The organism is Pseudoalteromonas sp. Cn5-37 (assembly GCF_021532495.1).
Classification (GTDB): Bacteria; Pseudomonadota; Gammaproteobacteria; order Enterobacterales; family Alteromonadaceae; genus Pseudoalteromonas; species Pseudoalteromonas simplex.
This window is the reverse complement of sequence record NZ_JAKGBA010000001.1, coordinates 138,633-154,707: the sequence shown is the minus strand read 5'-3', so window position 1 is coordinate 154,707 and position 16,075 is coordinate 138,633. Positions and strand designations below refer to the sequence as shown.

The following is a 16,075-nucleotide window of genomic DNA, read 5'->3' as shown; positions in this document are numbered from 1 at the left end:
TCACTCCTTCAATGAATCATTAAAGGCTAACTAATATTTCATTTCGCGCAATAGTAATGCGTTAGAAAACAAATTAATAGGTTAAAACATTTCCCGATAAAGCTATTAATACTATTTAATATTTTTAGTGCCTGATAACTTTATTCCCTCGTTATAAAACACCAAGCGATTACCCCCTTCATACTTAGCTTTGTACATAGCTTTATCTGCACACTGTATTAAGAATTCTGCATCACCATAATGCTCTGGAAATAGAACTGCACCAATACTTGGGGAATAACACAGTTCATCATCATTAAAAACTAAAGGCTTACATATTTCACGACTTAGTTTATCAGCAATTTTTATTACATCAGCTTTGCGTTTTACACTTTTTACAACAATTACAAACTCATCCCCTCCCAAACGCCCAACTATGTCGTCTTTATCCAATACATGGCGAATTCGCATGGCAATAGTTTTTAATAGCTTGTCGCCAGCACTGTGGCCGTGAATATCATTGACTTGCTTGAAGCCATCAATATCGATAAACAATACCGCAATAATTGCAGAAATAGTATTAGCAGTGGATAGTGACTCTTCTAGTTGGGTAATTAAAAAGCTACGATTAGGGAGATTAGTGAGTGGATCGTGCCCAGCCATGAATATGAGTTTTTGCTCAAGCTTTTTCTGTTCTGTTATATCATGAGCAATCGCTACTCTAACTTGCTTTTCTTTTGACCAATAGACAGACCACAAGACATGGACCACAGTACCGTCTTTTTTCACCCACCGGTTTACAAACCTTGGATGTAGATTATCTGTCATTATCTGATTGATAGCATTAATGGTTTTTGCTCTATCTTCGGGATAAACAAAGTCCAACATTTTTCTATTGATGGCTTCTTCTGGTGCGTATCCGAAAATTGTTTCAAAGGCTGGATTAGTAAACAGCAAGGTGCCTTTTACATCTACTACGCAAACAGCATCAAGTAATAGCTCAATAATATCTGACAAATAATCTGAGGTATTTTTGTTCATACGCAACTTTTAGGCTAGCACTATACTGAGTATAGACGAAACCTAACAAGTCACTGAAAGTTTAGACCTTAGGTGGATATAACTTTTTGCTAAGCCATGCAGATATGGCACTAAATATTGCGATACCAGTAAAATCTGCAATTAAATCAACAAAGTCTAATGTTCTCGATTCAATAAAAATTTGGCTTAGCTCTTCTAAAATCACAAACGTACTCACAATCAACACAGCTAAATAAATAGGCCGTCCAGCAAGGTTCAATGTTTTAAACTTAAAGGCAAGGTTTATGAATAACGTAAGTAGTCCAAATAAGCAAAAATGCCCCAACTTATCACCGTAAGGAATGGCCGCAACGAGTTTGAAAAACACCGGCTTTTGCCCAGTATTGGCAAGATAAATAACCCAACCAATAAAAGCGAAAAAGCCGATAGCAATTAACACCAGAATACGTTGAAGCATCTTTTATGGCGCCATATGTGAGGTTAAAAATAAAAATTGGTAGGCAATCACTTTATTCCAATAGTGCCAGTCATGAATACCCGGACGCTCAACATAGTCATGGCGGATGCGCATTTTTAACATCGCCTGGTGTAGCGCTCGGTTTTGCTCAATAAAAAAGTCATCAACGCCTATATCAAGCATAATCGGTAAGGTATCAGCGCCCTTTTTCCATGCCGTATTGCCAGCAGCAATTTTATGGAGGTTGTTAATAATGGCAATGCTATCCCATTTTTCTTTGTTTTCAGCATAACTGCAGAGTACTTTTTCAAGGTCAAACTCTGCACTAAAGGGCCTAACATCAACCCCAGCAGATATCCCTGAAACTGCTGCAAACTGGTCTGGGTGATTTATTGCAATGTGTAAGGCACCAAAGCCACCCATTGATAAGCCTGTTATTGCACGGCCACTTTTAGACCGATTAGTCGAATATTCAGAATCGATATAATTTAGTAAATCGTCTGCAATGTAGGTTTCGTATTGCGAGCTTTTGTCGATATCAGAATCGAGATACCACGAACCGAAGTTGCCATCTGGGTTAACAATGATGACATCATATTGGTCTGCCAGTTTTTCTATGTTTGTCAGCTTAGTCCAATCACTGTGATTTCCACTGTAGCCATGTAATACATAGATAACATTGTATTTTTTTGAGTCCTGATAGCCATCAGGTAATGTCACCGTTACAGGTTTCTCGATGGCAATCTTTTTGCCCTTAAATATGTGGGTGTCGGTTTGGTAGGCACAAAGCGGTAAGCTAAAAACGAGGGACAGCGTACAAAGCAACTTTTTCATCATTAATTCCTTTTTCTTATTATATTTTCATTTCTTACACTAGATGTAAATAACTGAATAGTAATTAGATTTTAATCTTAGTTTTTAAATTAAATGAACTGCTAAAAAACTACTCAAATGGTATAGTAAGGCCACTTTGATTTTTAAAAAGCGTCGTGTATGTATCGTTTATTTGAACGGATGACTAATCCGTTTCCTAAAGAGCAACCCTCTCAGCCACCTAATAGCTTATTTGCTTTTTGCCGTCACTATACTCGTGGCATGGAGCTTTCATTGCTGCTGATGTCGTTAAGCGCCGCTGCACTCGCTATTTTAGAAGTATCGCTATTTAGTTACATGGGCCAGCTTGTCGATTGGCTTGGTCAATACACCCCAGATACCTTGTTTGTAGAACAGCAGGCTGAGCTTACAAAAATGGCGGTTATGTTGCTGGTGGTGTTACCTATTGTCGTGTTCTTTCACTCAGCGGTTTTACATCAAGCGCTGCTTGGCAACTATCCTATGTCTATCCGTTGGTTAGCGCACCGTTATTTGCTTCGTCAGAGTGTTAGTTTTTATCAAAACGAATTTGCCGGCCGTATTGCAACTAAAGTGATGCAAACCTCATTAGCTGTTCGTGAATCGGTGATGAAACTGCTCGATGTACTAATGTATATCGTGGTCTATTTTGGCGCCATGGTGTTTTTGGTCGCAGAATCTGACTGGCGTTTAATGTTGCCATTATTGATTTGGCTGGTTTTGTACGCCGCTATTCAAATGTATTTTGTACCTAAGCTCAAGAAGGTAGCAAGCTCACAAGCTGATGCGCGCTCAGAAATGACCGGACGTGTTGTTGATAGCTATACTAACATTTCGACTATCAAATTATTCTCGTACACACAGCGAGAAGAACAATATGCAAAAGATAGCATGGATGTGTTTTTACAGCCTGTATATAAGCAAATGCGTTTAGTTACTAGCTTAAACTTCTCTATCAACACCCTTAATTATTTATTGGTATTTAGTATTGCTGCCCTCTCTTTGTATCTTTGGTCAATTAGCGCCATCAGTGTTGGGGCTATCGCCATTGCGGTGAGTTTATCACTGAGATTAAACGGTATGGCACAGTGGATCATGTGGGAAATCAGTAGCCTATTTGAAAACATTGGTACTGTTGCTGATGGTATGAAAACCCTATCAACACCGATTGAAGTGGATGATAAAGAAAACGCAAGCACTCTTACTGTTAATGAAGGGTCGATAAGCTTTGAGAATGTGCAATTTAACTATGGTAAAGCTGCCAACGAGACCCTCCGCGGCCCTGTTATCAATGGCTTAAATTTAGATATTAAACCGGGTGAGAAAATAGGTTTAGTAGGTCGCTCTGGTGCAGGTAAATCTACCTTAGTGAATTTGTTACTGCGCTTTTATGATGTTGACTCAGGCACAATTCGCATTGATGGTCAAAACATCGCTGAGGTAAGCCAAGAAAGCTTACGTAAGCACATTGCGATGGTGACGCAAGATACCTCGCTGTTACACCGCTCAGTAAAAGATAACATTCTTTATGGCAGACCCGATGCTACTGAAGATGAAATGCTTGCGGCCGCAAAGCAAGCAGAAGCAATTGAGTTCATCGAAGACTTAGAAGACAGCAAAGGCAATAAAGGCTTTGCCGCACAAGTTGGTGAACGCGGTGTGAAGCTTTCTGGTGGTCAACGTCAACGTATTGCTATTGCACGAGTCCTTCTAAAAGATGCACCAATTCTAATCTTAGATGAGGCAACCAGTGCCCTTGATTCTGAAGTAGAAGCCGCAATTCAAACTAGCCTAGACGATTTAATGACCGGCAAAACAGTTATTGCCATTGCGCACCGCCTATCAACTATTGCGCAAATGGATAGACTCATTGTGCTTGATGAAGGTGGCGTGGTTGAACAAGGCTCTCACGAGCAACTAATTGCCCAAGATGGTATCTATGCTGCCCTATGGTCACACCAAACAGGTGGCTTTATTGGCGTTGAGTAGCTAGGTTTTCAGTATTAAAAAAGGCATTGTATGAGCATTCATTCAATGCCTTTTATATATGTTAGCAATGCTGTTTAAATCAAACGTAAACCAATTAAAACAAGCATCACACTATTTGCCAAAGCAGCGATTAAAAAGAAATAGCTGCGTGGGCTTGGATTCTTCTCAGTTGCTACACCATAATACAGCAGCATATGAATGATCCTGGCTATCACATACAACCAAATACACAGTGCAAATGCACTACTGTTCAAGTTTAAAAAGAACCCCAGAAATACGCTACCTAAAAATAACGGGCTATTTTCTAAGGTATTCATAAATGTGCGATGTGAACGAAATACAAAGCTATCGTGGCTTAATGAATTATCGAGTTTACCAGGCACCGCATTGGGCTGTTTGGCTTTAGTGACAGCGGCAACCACCCACTGAATTGTCAGCATAATCAGGTAAACATACACGGCCGCATATGCTGAAAGAGTAAGTTCAGGCATTTTCATTTCCTTTAGTTAAAAGCATATAGACTTACACTTTGCAAGATACCTACCAAGCCAAAACTTAAAGCAAACCATTGATTTTATTTGTATTTACTTTAATTTCGTTATGCGTACTGTGCCATTACTACGTACTGTATATAAAAATTACAGTGTGGATTGGTCTAAGTTCAACTCGCTAACTTTAAACGATTCACCTGTTTTACTTTACCCATACTAAGTCTGTCTATACTCTATATGGTCTGTTTTCTAAAACATTAGCTGTTTTGCTAATAGTTAATGTATAAAAATAATAATAAAAGGTTTTATTATGCGTTTAGGGCCCGGACTGCTTGTCACCGCAGCTTTTATTGGACCAGGTACCATCACCACGGCAAGTGTTGCAGGTGCTAATTTTGGCTTTGCTCTTATTTGGACGTTATTGTTCTCAGTTGTAGCAACTATTTTGTTGCAATCAATGGCTGCTCGTCTTGGTGTTGCTACAGGACTTGATTTAGCATCTGCACTCAGAACCACCATTCAAACACCGATTTTTAAAGCCCTGGCTGCCATATTAGTGATCAGTGCAATTGGTATTGGCAGTGCAGCTTATGAAGCAGGCAATCTGACTGGTGCCAGTTTAGGACTGCAAGAAATACTACCTTCTGTAAGCCCATTACTCTGGACTCCCCTTATTGCGATTTTAAGTGCAGTGCTTTTGTACACTGGCAAACATAAAGTCATTGAGGGGGCGCTAATTGTTCTAGTGGTGTTGATGAGTTTAGTATTTATTTCAACGCTGGTGATGGCAGCTCCGCCACTTGGTGAAGTGCTAAAAGGATTTATACCTAGCTTACCTGATAATTCAATCACTACTGTGCTTGCCTTAATTGGCACAACAATTGTGCCCTACAATCTGTTTTTACACTCTGGGGTACTTGCAGAAAAACACGATAGTTCAAAAAATATCGACAAAGTCATCAAAGAAACAAACCTTGATACCGGTATTTCGATAACTTTAGGTGGCATAATCACGTTAGCTATCTTATCAACAGCCTCTGTGGCATTTTACGGTACTGATGCAGGTAAAATTTCAGCGGCCAATATGGCAGTGCAACTTGAACCTCTTCTAGGTAGTATGGCTCATTATTTCTTTGCTATCGGTTTATGTGCTGCCGGGCTTACTAGCGCAATAACTGCACCTCTTGCGGGTGCTTACGCTGTTTGCGGCATGCTCGGTTGGTCAACACAAATGAGTGACACACGTTTTAAACTGGTTGCTATCACTATCCTTGTTTTCGGTGCACTGGTCGCATCGCTTGGGCTTGATCCGGTTGCGGTTATCATCTTTGCGCAAGCTGCCAATGGTTTATTACTACCAATTGTGACCTGTTACCTTGTTTGGTTAGTGAATCAAAAATCGGTGATGAAAGGCTACACTAATTCGCTTTTACTTAACCTTGTAATTGTGCCAGTAATACTGCTTATATTTGGCCTTAGCCTTTATAAACTAAGCAATCTAATTTTTTAGCTTTTAGTTTGAAAATATGTATTAAAAAAAGGCCGCAAATTTGCGGCCTTTTTATATGTTGAGCACTTATTTAGTATAAGCGCGTGGCATCGCTGAATCAGTTGTATAACGGTCGCGTAGTTTGTCTTGACGCGCTTCGGTTGAAACCTCTTCACCGTTGATCCACATTTTGCTTACGTGTGAGTTAAGCTCAAATGGATCAGCAGACCACATAACTAGGTTTGCACGTTTACCTTTGGCAATTGCGCCTGAGTTTAAACCAAAAACATCAGCAATATTGCTGGTAACTGCGCTAAGTGCACCTTGTTGGCTCATACCGTATGACACAGCATTACCTGCATCAAAACGTAATTGGTATACATTGTGGCTTGAGTCACCAGCAACACCAATAATGACTTTTACACCAGCTTTTTCAAGCTTACCTGCGTTAGCAAGATTTGCATGCATAGAGTCAAAGCTACCCGGTAAGTTAGCCATAGAGCTGATGATTACAGGTACATCCGCTTTAGCTAGAGCATCCGCAACCACAACAGCATCATCACCGCCATGAATCACTAAATTGATGCCATAGCTTTCTTTTAACTTAACAAGTTCATAGATGTCAGATGCGCGTTGAACACTGGCAATAAGTGGCATATCACCAGCAAGCACAGCTGCTAAAACTTTTTGCTCTGTTGATGGCTCTTTTTTGTCATCTTTTTTAGCTGACTTTTCGCCTTCAAGCTTGTCGATAAGTGTTTTCATCGACATAGCACGTGAGCCTTTACTCTTTTCGCCTAGGTGAACAACAAGTGCAACTTGCTTTTTATTTATGCTTTCAAAGCTACCTGATAGATCAACTACAGATGCAAGACCCGCAAAGATACTGTCACCGCCGTTTGGTACAATCACGTCTTGAGTAATACCGCCTTTGCGTGCATAAGGAATTAAGCTACTGCGTGGGTTGAATGCAAGGCTTGGATCAAAATCAATGCCCGCTTTGTCATCACCACCATCACGCGACCCTGCAACAGCACCCACTTCTACTAAGCCTAATTGGTTCATAGTACCAATAAAGCCTGCAGTCACGATTTGGCCTTTTGCATCAATGGTTGTATCCGCGTTGACAGTCGCTGGGTTAATAGCAACAATTTTGCCATCTTCAATAACAACGCTTGCGCCTTCAAGTACGCCTTGCTCTGTTGAAGTGTGTAGTGTTGCATTTACAATCGCTACTGATGCAGCACTTGCTGTCGCAGAAAATAAGCCAGCAGCAACAAGTGACAGCTTTAATGATTTAGTTAATTTTGTCATCAATGTTACTCCTATTTTTGACCTAGCATGAAATCACTTTGTGCTTGGTATTTATCATCGTTACGATCATAAACTTTGGCACCATCGATAAATACTTGTTCAGCTTTCGCATAAACACTGAATGGGTTTTGGTTCCAAATAACCACATCAGCTTGCTTACCTGCTTCAAGTGAACCTGTTTTATCATCAATCCCCAGTGATTTAGCCGCGTTTGAAGTGATCCACTTAATTGCGTGTTGCTCAGAGATGTCGTAACCCACATCATTCGCGCGATACATCACTTTACCGGCTTCTTGATTTAAGCGTTGAATCGTTGTATCAGAATCAGAGTGAACAACGGCACATGAATTTTTAACAGCATCTACAATTGCTACGTTCTCTTGAACCATGTCGTAGGCTTCCATTTTAAAGCCCCACCAATCTGGCCAAAGTGCCGCACAGTTACCGTTTTCAGCCAGTAAGTCAGCAATTTTGTATGCTTCAACACCGTGATGGAAAGTGCCTGAGTGATAACCAAACTCTTTACCAAGGTCGATCATCATGGCCATTTCTTCTGCTTTATAACAGTGGTTATGGATTAATATGTCACCTTCTAACACGCCAGCTAGCGTATCTAGCTTAATGTCGCGGTGAGGTGCTGCAGGGTTTTTACCTGCGGCATAATCACTTTCGTACTTATCCCATTCACGTTTGTACTCAGTCGCTTCAATCCACGCTGTGCGATAGCCCGCCATGTTACCCATACGCGTTGATGGTAAAACACCTTTGCGGCCATAAACACGTTTCGGGTTTTCACCACATGCCATTTTTAAACCATATGGTGCTTCAGGAAACTTCATACCTTGCATCGTGTGCGAGGGAATGTTTTTAAGCGTTACACCGCGGCCACCAATTAAGTTTGCTGAACCAGGTAGAATTTGTAATGACGTAATACCGCCTTCACGAGCACGGTTAAAGCCAGGATCTTGTGGCCATACTGAATGCTCAACCCATACTTCTGCAGTCACAGGGCTGGTCATTTCATTACCATCTTGGTGAGATGCCACTGATGGAGTTGGGTATGCACCTAAATGTGAATGCACGTCAATAATACCCGGTGTTACCCATTTACCTTCTGCATCAATTGTTTTATCAGCTTGTACAGAAAGGTCTTTACCTACTTGTTGTACTTTGCCATCAACAAAGAATACATCTGCGTTATCTAAACGCTCACCTGTGCCGGTTAAAACAGTGGCATTAGTGATTAACGTACTTTGTGATGCAAGTGGCTGATAAGTGCTTGGGTATGGGTTTTTGTTAATTGAGACTTTTGGATCTTGTGGGCCATTGTCTTGACAACCCGCTAACGCGACACCAAGCGCCATAACCAACAAGGATGGTGCAAATTTTTGCATTCTTACGTTCCTCTTTTTTATTATTTAATTACTTTAACTAATTGTTAATTCTAATGCGAGTAAACGAGGCCAGTCACCAATATTCAAGACGAATAACCAGCCTCACAGAGCACTATTTCTTTATGTAGTTGTTATATAACTGCTCTAACGCACCTTCGGTAGTTAAGCTCGGATCTTTGTTGATAAAATGTTTCACAGTTCGAGTTACAAAGTCTGAGTTTTGCTTGTGCTGCTTGGCAAAACTTTTAATCAGTGAATCTGCATCGTTAGCTGCGGTTATTTTTTCGTGTCGATGGCGGTATTGACTCAATGCACGGTTAAAATCACCATTATAATCTTCGACCACCAGCTTATAGAATTCTGTTCTGTCGACTTGTAAATCATTAATGCAGTAATTAAGCGCGTCTTTAAAGTCATAAAAGACTTTGCCTTGCACATCAAATTCGGCACGTTTCTCGCGAATAGTGACACTGGCATCTTCAGTTGCATAACTATAACCTTGAAATGCTAATCGCTCTGCCGCCTCTGCACCTAACTTCATGCCTGCTTTAATACTGTGCACAAACTCATCACTCATATCGTGAAGTTCACTTTCATGCCACATGTGATAAATTCTCAGCGCTTTTGCATATTTTGCAGAAAGTTTCTTTTTTAGCTTTGTCACTCGCCCATCAAAAGTTAGCACTCGTTCGTTATGCAGTAATGCAAAGCACTCATAACATGCTGGAATTGATATAAATTCGGCCTCTTCGCCTAAATCTATAATGCTTTGCAGCATATGCAGTGGCGGACAAAAATCTCGCTCAGTTGCTTCACAACCACAATAAAAACATTGATTAAAGTGTTTTGATTCAGATGCATAGGCTTGTTGATAATAGCCTGCTAATTTTGTGGTCACTGATGCTCCTTATACTCTGATTAGCCTTTTAAAGAAAAGCTAGAGTTAATACTTAAATGTAACAGCCACGTAAATATCAAGTCTTAAATACGAGCTAATACAGGATTTTTAAAAATTAATTAAAAAATTTTAAGGCTAATTGTGTCAACATTCACACTTTAAAATAGCACTTATCAAACGGTTAGTTTTGTTTGTTCACATCTACATACTTACTTACATCTTGTCGATTTTCATTAACAGCAATTGTTTTTGTTTAGCGTAATACTTTAAATGTGCCCAGCAAACAGGAAGTGTGCAGTATCCATAATAGCCAGGTCGCACAAATGTTACGTTATAGACAACAACTGGAGAGAAAGATGAATACGTTAACTACAGCACTAGGTACAGCAATAATTTTAGGTTCTTCACTAGCAGCAACTGATGCAAGTGCAGCCCAATTTGTCGCAGCAGATAACTCAGTTGGCACTCAAGCGTGTATGGCTATTGCATCAAATAAGCCACTCAATGTAATCGGAACTATGCGCGATTTACGCTTAAGTAAACGAGTAATGACAGAAAAACTATTTTGCAATGATATGCCAACTAATAAGTTTGTTAGCACTTATGGGTTGCATAACTCTGCGAAATACTTAAATTTTGACATAGCAACAAAAACCAGTATTCAAGATATCGCTAACGTATCTGATGACACTGTGATTGTAATTGCAGGCTCAAAATAATGATGAATACACAGTAGCAGGTCTTTGAAGGCCTGCTACAAATTCCTTCTTCATTAGACTAGCGCAGCTATCAGGCCAAATAAGCCGCCAAACACCCCACCCCAAATTACTAACCAACCTAAATGTTCTTTGATCATGGTTTGAATAATATCTTTTACCATGGTTGGTGTAAGCTCATTCAATCGTTCATCAACTAAACGCTCAACTGTACTGTGTAATGAGCCACCAAGGTGAGATTTTGCAAATAGCTTTTCATCAAGAATGGTTTTAAATTCGTCGCTCTTCGAAATATCAATAACCGCCGCTTTCATTTTTTCAATGAAAGGTTCGCGCATTGGCTCGAGCGCATCACGGCCACCAAACATCGACAGCATGCCACCAAATTGAGAGTTTTCGATAACCTCAATTAAAGAGTCATAAGCCGGACTTAAATTAACTTCACTGATCACAGGCTCTAAATCAATATTCGGTTTAGCGAGCGCCATGACCTGATCGATTTTTTCTTCAGCGAAGAACTCGGTCATTACCAAGTTACGAATCGCCACCTTAAAAGACGCAAACTTTAATGTTATAACACCAGAGCCGTATAAAAATGGTACTTTTTCGAATAGCATGTGAATAGCAAGCCAGTTTGTTACTGCGCCCGATAACGCAAATAAACCAACAGAAAGCACAATTGCTTGTTCAAATAAAAATCCGACTAATACTAAGGCAAGTGCCACTAAGTTAGTAATGAGACTTTTATTCATCTGACCCCTCATAAATACTTCGATAAACTTTAACAATATTAACGCTATGGGTTTGTTAATTCATCGTCTTTTTGCCATAGTTTAATTATATGGTTAAAAGGTGAACAAAATTATGTGGAATTCGGTGAATGAACAGATTAGCCAAGCGATGCATTTTGATTTTAAGCATACCTTTAAGCGCCAATTACAATCACCCAATAACGATAAATACTTCCAAATTGGCGATGATTTACACCACTTCTTTGTGAAAGTCGCTCACTTAAGTGATCTGGAGCGCCTAGAGTGCGAAGCCTTTAATCTAGAGCTGTTAACTCAAGAAAGCTTATTTATGATCCCAGATTGCATCACCACAGGTTGCAATATTGAGTTTTCATTTATCGTGCTTGAATGGTTAGAACTTGATAAACAGCCCCATACCAATTGGCATGAAATGGGAGAACACCTTGCCCATTTACACCAAAAGCATACCCAAGCTATGTTCGGCTTAGATAACGACAACTTCCTTGGCCCCACTCTACAACCTAATCGTTGGCACAAAAAATGGGATGTATTTTTTGCTGAAGAACGCATTGGCTGGCAATTGCAGTTATTACAAGAAAAAGGCATTGAGCTTGTTAATCAAGACACCTTCATCGCTTTTGTTAAAGACGCACTGCATAGCCATATTGTAGAGCCTTCGTTATTACACGGTGACTTTTGGCGTCGAAATATGGGCTTTTATAATAATGTGCCCAGTGTGTTTGACCCTGCTTGTTATTATGGTGATCGGGAATGCGATATCGCAATGAGTGAGCTTTATGCACCACTTCCCGATAGCTTTTATGACGCCTATAACGATATCTACCCATTGCAGGTAGGCTACGAGCAACGTAGAGCCATCTACCAACTATACCCTATGCTCAATAATGCCAATATCTTTGCAGGGCACTATCTTACTGAAGCAAAACAACAAATTGATCAGCTCCTGAAATAAGCTAAAAATCACTGTAAAAGGAATGTCACAAACCGCTAAACACAGCTATATTTAGCTTATAAAGCGTATTAATAAAGATGCTAACCGAATTGGTAGCACTACGCTTAAATAAATTCGGTTAGTGAGTTATATCAATCTAATTAAATCTAGATTCATTTTTGATGAGTTAGGGTTTAATGAAGATTGCAATTTAACGAACTCAGGCATGCCTGATTAAGGTAAAAGCTGATGAAAGACCAATACACACAACGGATTTCATGCCCTCACTGTGGCCACCACATTCACGTAGCACTTGATGCAAGTGACGGTGACCAAGATTACTATGAAGATTGCGCAGCATGTTGCAATCCCATCCATTTGAATATGCATATCGATTACGCACACAACAAACTCGAATTACATGTCGATAGTGACGACGAGCAAATTTTTTAATTTGCTCGTTTTATATGCCCTTCTTGCGAGAGATAATTTTCGACCGTGTTGATAATGGTATAAGTTTGCTGATCGACTTCGATATTTAACTTATCCCCTTCGCGGTAGTTATCGAGATTGGTAATTGAGAGTGTTTCTGGGATTAAGTGCAACCAAAAGCCCTGCTCATCAACTTCACCTACAGTGAGGCTTGCCCCGTTAACGCTGACAAACCCTTTGTACAGCACGTATTTTTGCCACTCTTTTGCTAATGCTAATTGCATTTTACAGTTGTCTTGATGGTGTTTAATTGAAAGTATCTCGGCCATACAATGAATGTGGCCCGATACGATATGCCCGCCCAGTTCAGTCCCAAAAGTCACTGAACGTTCAAAATTCACCGTATCATTGACAGCCAGCTTACCTAGGTTGGTTAACTTCAATGTTTCATCAATCACATCAAAATTTATAACACAGCACCCTTGAGTGTCTGATGCAAACTTCACCACGGTTAAACAACAACCATTAATGGCTATGCTAGCGCCGATATTCAAGTTTTCAGCGTATTGCTGTTCTACTTGTAAAGCTAGCCTTAGTACACCGCCTTGGTTAGTAGCATCAACCACAACGGCTTGCGTTTGCACAATTCCAGTGAACATCGCTTTCTCTTTTCTTCATTAAATAGATAACTGCGATTTTTATTGATCTATGAATAGATTACAATGGCTGTCTGTTTATTTAGTTGTGTATTTTATGTCTTTTTGTAGTTGGGAAGCCAAAAGGTTAATTTCGTTAGCCATTCCTGTTTTTTTGGCACAGGTAACCCTTATTTTAATGACGGTTGTAGATACCGTGATGGCAGGCCAAGTAAGTGCAACAGACTTGGCAGCACTTTCTATTGCAACGGGTATTTGGAATCCGTTAATGCTTGCACTGCAAGGCATATTATTGGCGTTAACGGGTATCATAGCGCAGTTTGCTGGTTCAAACGATAAACAAGGTATTAGCCACTACTTTCAACAAGGTCTGTATCTGGCGTTAGTACTTGCCATAATCGGTTTAGGGCTGGCAAGCCTTGCTGATACAGTGCTTAGTCAATTAGACACCTCACAGTCTATTACCCATTTAGCTGAGCAATACATTCATTTTGTAAAATGGGGTATTTTTGGTTTTTTACTTTTCAGTGTGTACCGCAATATTACTGAAGGTATGGGAATGACCAAACCTGCTTTTTACATTAGTTTAATTGGCTTAGCAGTTAATATTCCGGCCAACTACGTATTTATACATGGTAAATTAGGTTTTCAAGCGTACGGTGGCGCGGGCTGTGGTATTGCCACGGCACTGGTATTTACAGCAATGGCGTTAACTCAGGTTATTTATTGTCACTTTAACAAAAAGATTGATGCCAAAGCATTGCTAGCCAATTTTAGAGCGCCAAAGCTCGCGACTTTATGGACTATCACCAAAGTGGGTATTCCAATTTCATTAGCTACTTTTTTTGAAGTAACGCTATTTGCTTGTATTCCTTTGTTTATAGCACACTTAGGTGCAGTTGCTGTTGCCGGTCACCAAATTGCAGCCAGTGTGACTACATTACTGTTTATGATGCCGTTGAGCCTCTCAATTGCCATTAGCATTCGCATAGGCAATTTGTTTGGCCAACAACATTATCAGCAGTTAAAAAATGCCGTTAAAACAAGTTATATTCTCGCGGCAATTATTGCTTTTCTGCTGGCAAGTGTGACCTTTTTTGCCCGAGATATTATAAGCCAATTGTATTCTGACAACCCTGAAGTATTAGCCCTTGCCTCTTCAATCATGGTACTTGCTTGTATCTACCAGTTACCAGATGCCCTGCAAGTTTCTGCCAATGGTATTTTGCGGGGGTTAAAATACACGGCACCAATTGGTTATATCACCTTTGTATCCTATTGGTTGATCGGCTTTGCGCTTGGCTTCGTACTTGCTCGTACAGATTTAATTGTTCCAGCAATGGGCCCTCATGGCTTTTGGATAGGCATTATTGTGGGGTTAAGTGCCGCAGCAATTATGTTGATGTTCACTGTTCATAGGCGATTTAAACATGCACCTTTTTTGCAAAACCAATAGCCTTCTAAACTCTATCATCGCAACAGCGTGCGTGGCACTTATTGCCTGCACGCCCTCTTCCGGTGATGTAAATCACACCTACGCGCAAAGATTAGAAAACGTGCTTAAAACCGAAAGTTTTAAGCTATCTAAACCAAGTACACTAACTGTTAACCACTTTACTGAAAATACTGAAGATAAAGCAACCATTGGTATGCTTGAACTTGCCCAGTTACGACAGTGTAAACTTGCAACCCTTATTGCTGAGCACAATAACCAGCTTGGCAAAACTGCAACGCCTGCTAACATTCTTAGTTATCAAATTAAGTTTATTCAAAGCGCAAAGGAGTGCTTAGAAAGCTTTGAAGAACAAGATGAGCTATTTGAAAAAATAAAACTCACCGCAATACAAAAACAAGCAAACCTTGCTAACTACTTTAGAGCTATGCTGCTCAACGAAAGCGAGTTTAAGCAAAGCTGGCAGCTAAGCTCGACACACATTGATGAAAACACCGCAGGTTTTAGCGAAACCGTGAGCGCCATGGAGCAAATTGCTAAGTTAAACAATCAAATTAATACCGGCAAAATAAACGCTATAGAGCCAGAGCAAATCATCAACCAACTCGAAGTATTAAATCGTTTTAAATACAACAAGCTACTCATTTCTGCGGCTCGTGTGCAAACACATTACAATCAACAATTAACAGCGCTGCTCATGAAGTATTCAAAAGATGATCTCTGCCCTGCAAACAAGAATAAACAAAAAGCGCAAACGTTGAGTAATGTTTTTAAAAAGTTTTATTTAGAGCAACTACAGCCTTATCAATCATTCTTAGTGGGTCGATTAGAAACTCTACAACCTCTTTACCAGCAAATATGGCGTGACACCGAATTGGCCCAGTTTGTAGATAGCGACAGTAATGACGCAATTTTACAAAGTCTTAAGCACTCTGCGAAAAGGCATGTTGCTTGGTGGCAAGGTTTTTACAGAACGTGCGAAATTAGTCCGTTATGAATAAAAAACCAGCACTTAGCACAAAAATAGCTAAAGCTGCTTGATTCACACAACCAGTCGCTATATATTAGCCTCCGTTGTTTAGCCATGCTAACAACAGTTTTAAATCAAAATACAACCGTAGCTCAGTTGGTTAGAGCACTACCTTGACATGGTAGGGGTCGGTGGTTCGAATCCACTCGGTTGTACCAATCTTGATTTTAACATCTCAGT

Annotated in this window: 16 protein-coding genes and 1 tRNA gene; 8 read left to right on the top strand and 9 right to left on the bottom strand. The window is 40.0% G+C overall.

Annotation, left to right across the window (positions count from 1 at the left end; genetic code table 11):
* Positions 1–111 precede the first annotated feature (111 nt).
* From L1266_RS00745 to L1266_RS00735, 3 genes are all read right to left on the bottom strand, one after another.
* A complete protein-coding gene (locus L1266_RS00745) occupies positions 112–1,020 on the bottom strand; it encodes a sensor domain-containing diguanylate cyclase (RefSeq protein ID WP_235376586.1) in 909 nt (302 codons plus the stop codon).
* Between the two features lie 61 nt (positions 1,021–1,081).
* A complete protein-coding gene (locus L1266_RS00740) occupies positions 1,082–1,477 on the bottom strand; it encodes a VanZ family protein (RefSeq protein WP_235376585.1) in 396 nt (131 codons plus the stop codon).
* Positions 1,478–1,480: 3 nt separating this feature from the next.
* Positions 1,481–2,311: an alpha/beta hydrolase gene (locus L1266_RS00735; RefSeq protein ID WP_235376584.1), complete on the bottom strand. Its 831-nt coding sequence runs from the start codon at positions 2,309–2,311 to the stop codon at positions 1,481–1,483.
* Positions 2,312–2,470: 159 nt separating this feature from the next.
* Between L1266_RS00735 and L1266_RS00730 the strand changes: the two genes are divergently transcribed.
* Positions 2,471–4,318, top strand: a complete 1,848-nt coding sequence (locus L1266_RS00730; RefSeq protein WP_235376583.1) for an ABC transporter ATP-binding protein — start codon at positions 2,471–2,473, stop codon at positions 4,316–4,318.
* 74 nt (positions 4,319–4,392) lie between these two features.
* On the opposite strand, the gene L1266_RS00725 is transcribed toward L1266_RS00730, so the two are convergent.
* Positions 4,393–4,809 carry an MAPEG family protein gene (locus L1266_RS00725; protein WP_054554742.1) on the bottom strand — a complete coding sequence of 139 codons (417 nt, stop codon included), beginning with the start codon at positions 4,807–4,809 and terminating at the stop codon, positions 4,393–4,395.
* 310 nt (positions 4,810–5,119) lie between these two features.
* Between L1266_RS00725 and L1266_RS00720 the strand changes: the two genes are divergently transcribed.
* Positions 5,120–6,319 (top strand): Nramp family divalent metal transporter, encoded by a 1,200-nt coding sequence (locus L1266_RS00720; protein WP_235376582.1) that lies wholly within the window; start codon positions 5,120–5,122, stop codon positions 6,317–6,319.
* Between the two features lie 66 nt (positions 6,320–6,385).
* On the opposite strand, the gene L1266_RS00715 is transcribed toward L1266_RS00720, so the two are convergent.
* From L1266_RS00715 to L1266_RS00705, 3 genes are all read right to left on the bottom strand, one after another.
* Entirely contained in the window at positions 6,386–7,612 is a 1,227-nt protein-coding gene (locus tag L1266_RS00715; protein ID WP_187490684.1) for an amidohydrolase family protein, read from the bottom strand.
* An 11-nt stretch (positions 7,613–7,623) separates the two neighbouring features.
* Positions 7,624–9,006 (bottom strand): amidohydrolase, encoded by a 1,383-nt coding sequence (locus L1266_RS00710; protein WP_187490683.1) that lies wholly within the window; start codon positions 9,004–9,006, stop codon positions 7,624–7,626.
* A 112-nt stretch (positions 9,007–9,118) separates the two neighbouring features.
* Positions 9,119–9,904: a hypothetical protein gene (locus tag L1266_RS00705; RefSeq protein WP_235376581.1), complete on the bottom strand. Its 786-nt coding sequence runs from the start codon at positions 9,902–9,904 to the stop codon at positions 9,119–9,121.
* A 356-nt stretch (positions 9,905–10,260) separates the two neighbouring features.
* Here L1266_RS00705 and L1266_RS00700 point away from each other — a divergent pair, with 356 nt between their 5' ends.
* Entirely contained in the window at positions 10,261–10,623 is a 363-nt protein-coding gene (locus tag L1266_RS00700) for a DUF3718 domain-containing protein (protein ID WP_054554737.1), read from the top strand.
* A 53-nt stretch (positions 10,624–10,676) separates the two neighbouring features.
* Here L1266_RS00700 and L1266_RS00695 read toward each other — a convergent pair whose 3' ends face one another.
* Positions 10,677–11,372, bottom strand: a complete 696-nt coding sequence (locus tag L1266_RS00695; RefSeq protein WP_138601847.1) for a DUF445 domain-containing protein — start codon at positions 11,370–11,372, stop codon at positions 10,677–10,679.
* 112 nt (positions 11,373–11,484) lie between these two features.
* Between L1266_RS00695 and L1266_RS00690 the strand changes: the two genes are divergently transcribed.
* Both L1266_RS00690 and L1266_RS00685 read left to right on the top strand, forming a co-directional pair.
* Complete coding sequence (locus L1266_RS00690) at positions 11,485–12,345, top strand: fructosamine kinase family protein (RefSeq protein WP_054554735.1); 861 nt, start codon at positions 11,485–11,487, stop codon at positions 12,343–12,345.
* Between the two features lie 228 nt (positions 12,346–12,573).
* Positions 12,574–12,777 (top strand): CPXCG motif-containing cysteine-rich protein, encoded by a 204-nt coding sequence (locus tag L1266_RS00685; RefSeq protein WP_054561385.1) that lies wholly within the window; start codon positions 12,574–12,576, stop codon positions 12,775–12,777.
* On the opposite strand, the gene L1266_RS00680 is transcribed toward L1266_RS00685, so the two are convergent.
* Positions 12,774–13,415: a riboflavin synthase subunit alpha gene (locus L1266_RS00680; RefSeq protein ID WP_138601843.1), complete on the bottom strand. Its 642-nt coding sequence runs from the start codon at positions 13,413–13,415 to the stop codon at positions 12,774–12,776. The genes L1266_RS00685 and L1266_RS00680 overlap by 4 nt on opposite strands.
* Before the next feature lie 94 nt (positions 13,416–13,509).
* Between L1266_RS00680 and L1266_RS00675 the strand changes: the two genes are divergently transcribed.
* The 3 genes from L1266_RS00675 (at position 13,510) to L1266_RS00665 (ending at position 16,053) form a co-directional block, all read left to right on the top strand.
* Complete coding sequence (locus L1266_RS00675; protein WP_235376992.1) at positions 13,510–14,868, top strand: MATE family efflux transporter; 1,359 nt, start codon at positions 13,510–13,512, stop codon at positions 14,866–14,868.
* Positions 14,843–15,862 (top strand): DUF3080 family protein, encoded by a 1,020-nt coding sequence (locus L1266_RS00670; protein WP_235376580.1) that lies wholly within the window; start codon positions 14,843–14,845, stop codon positions 15,860–15,862. The genes L1266_RS00675 and L1266_RS00670 overlap by 26 nt, the downstream gene beginning before the upstream one ends.
* Before the next feature lie 114 nt (positions 15,863–15,976).
* Positions 15,977–16,053, top strand: a tRNA-Val gene (locus tag L1266_RS00665).
* Positions 16,054–16,075: the final 22 nt, after the last annotated feature.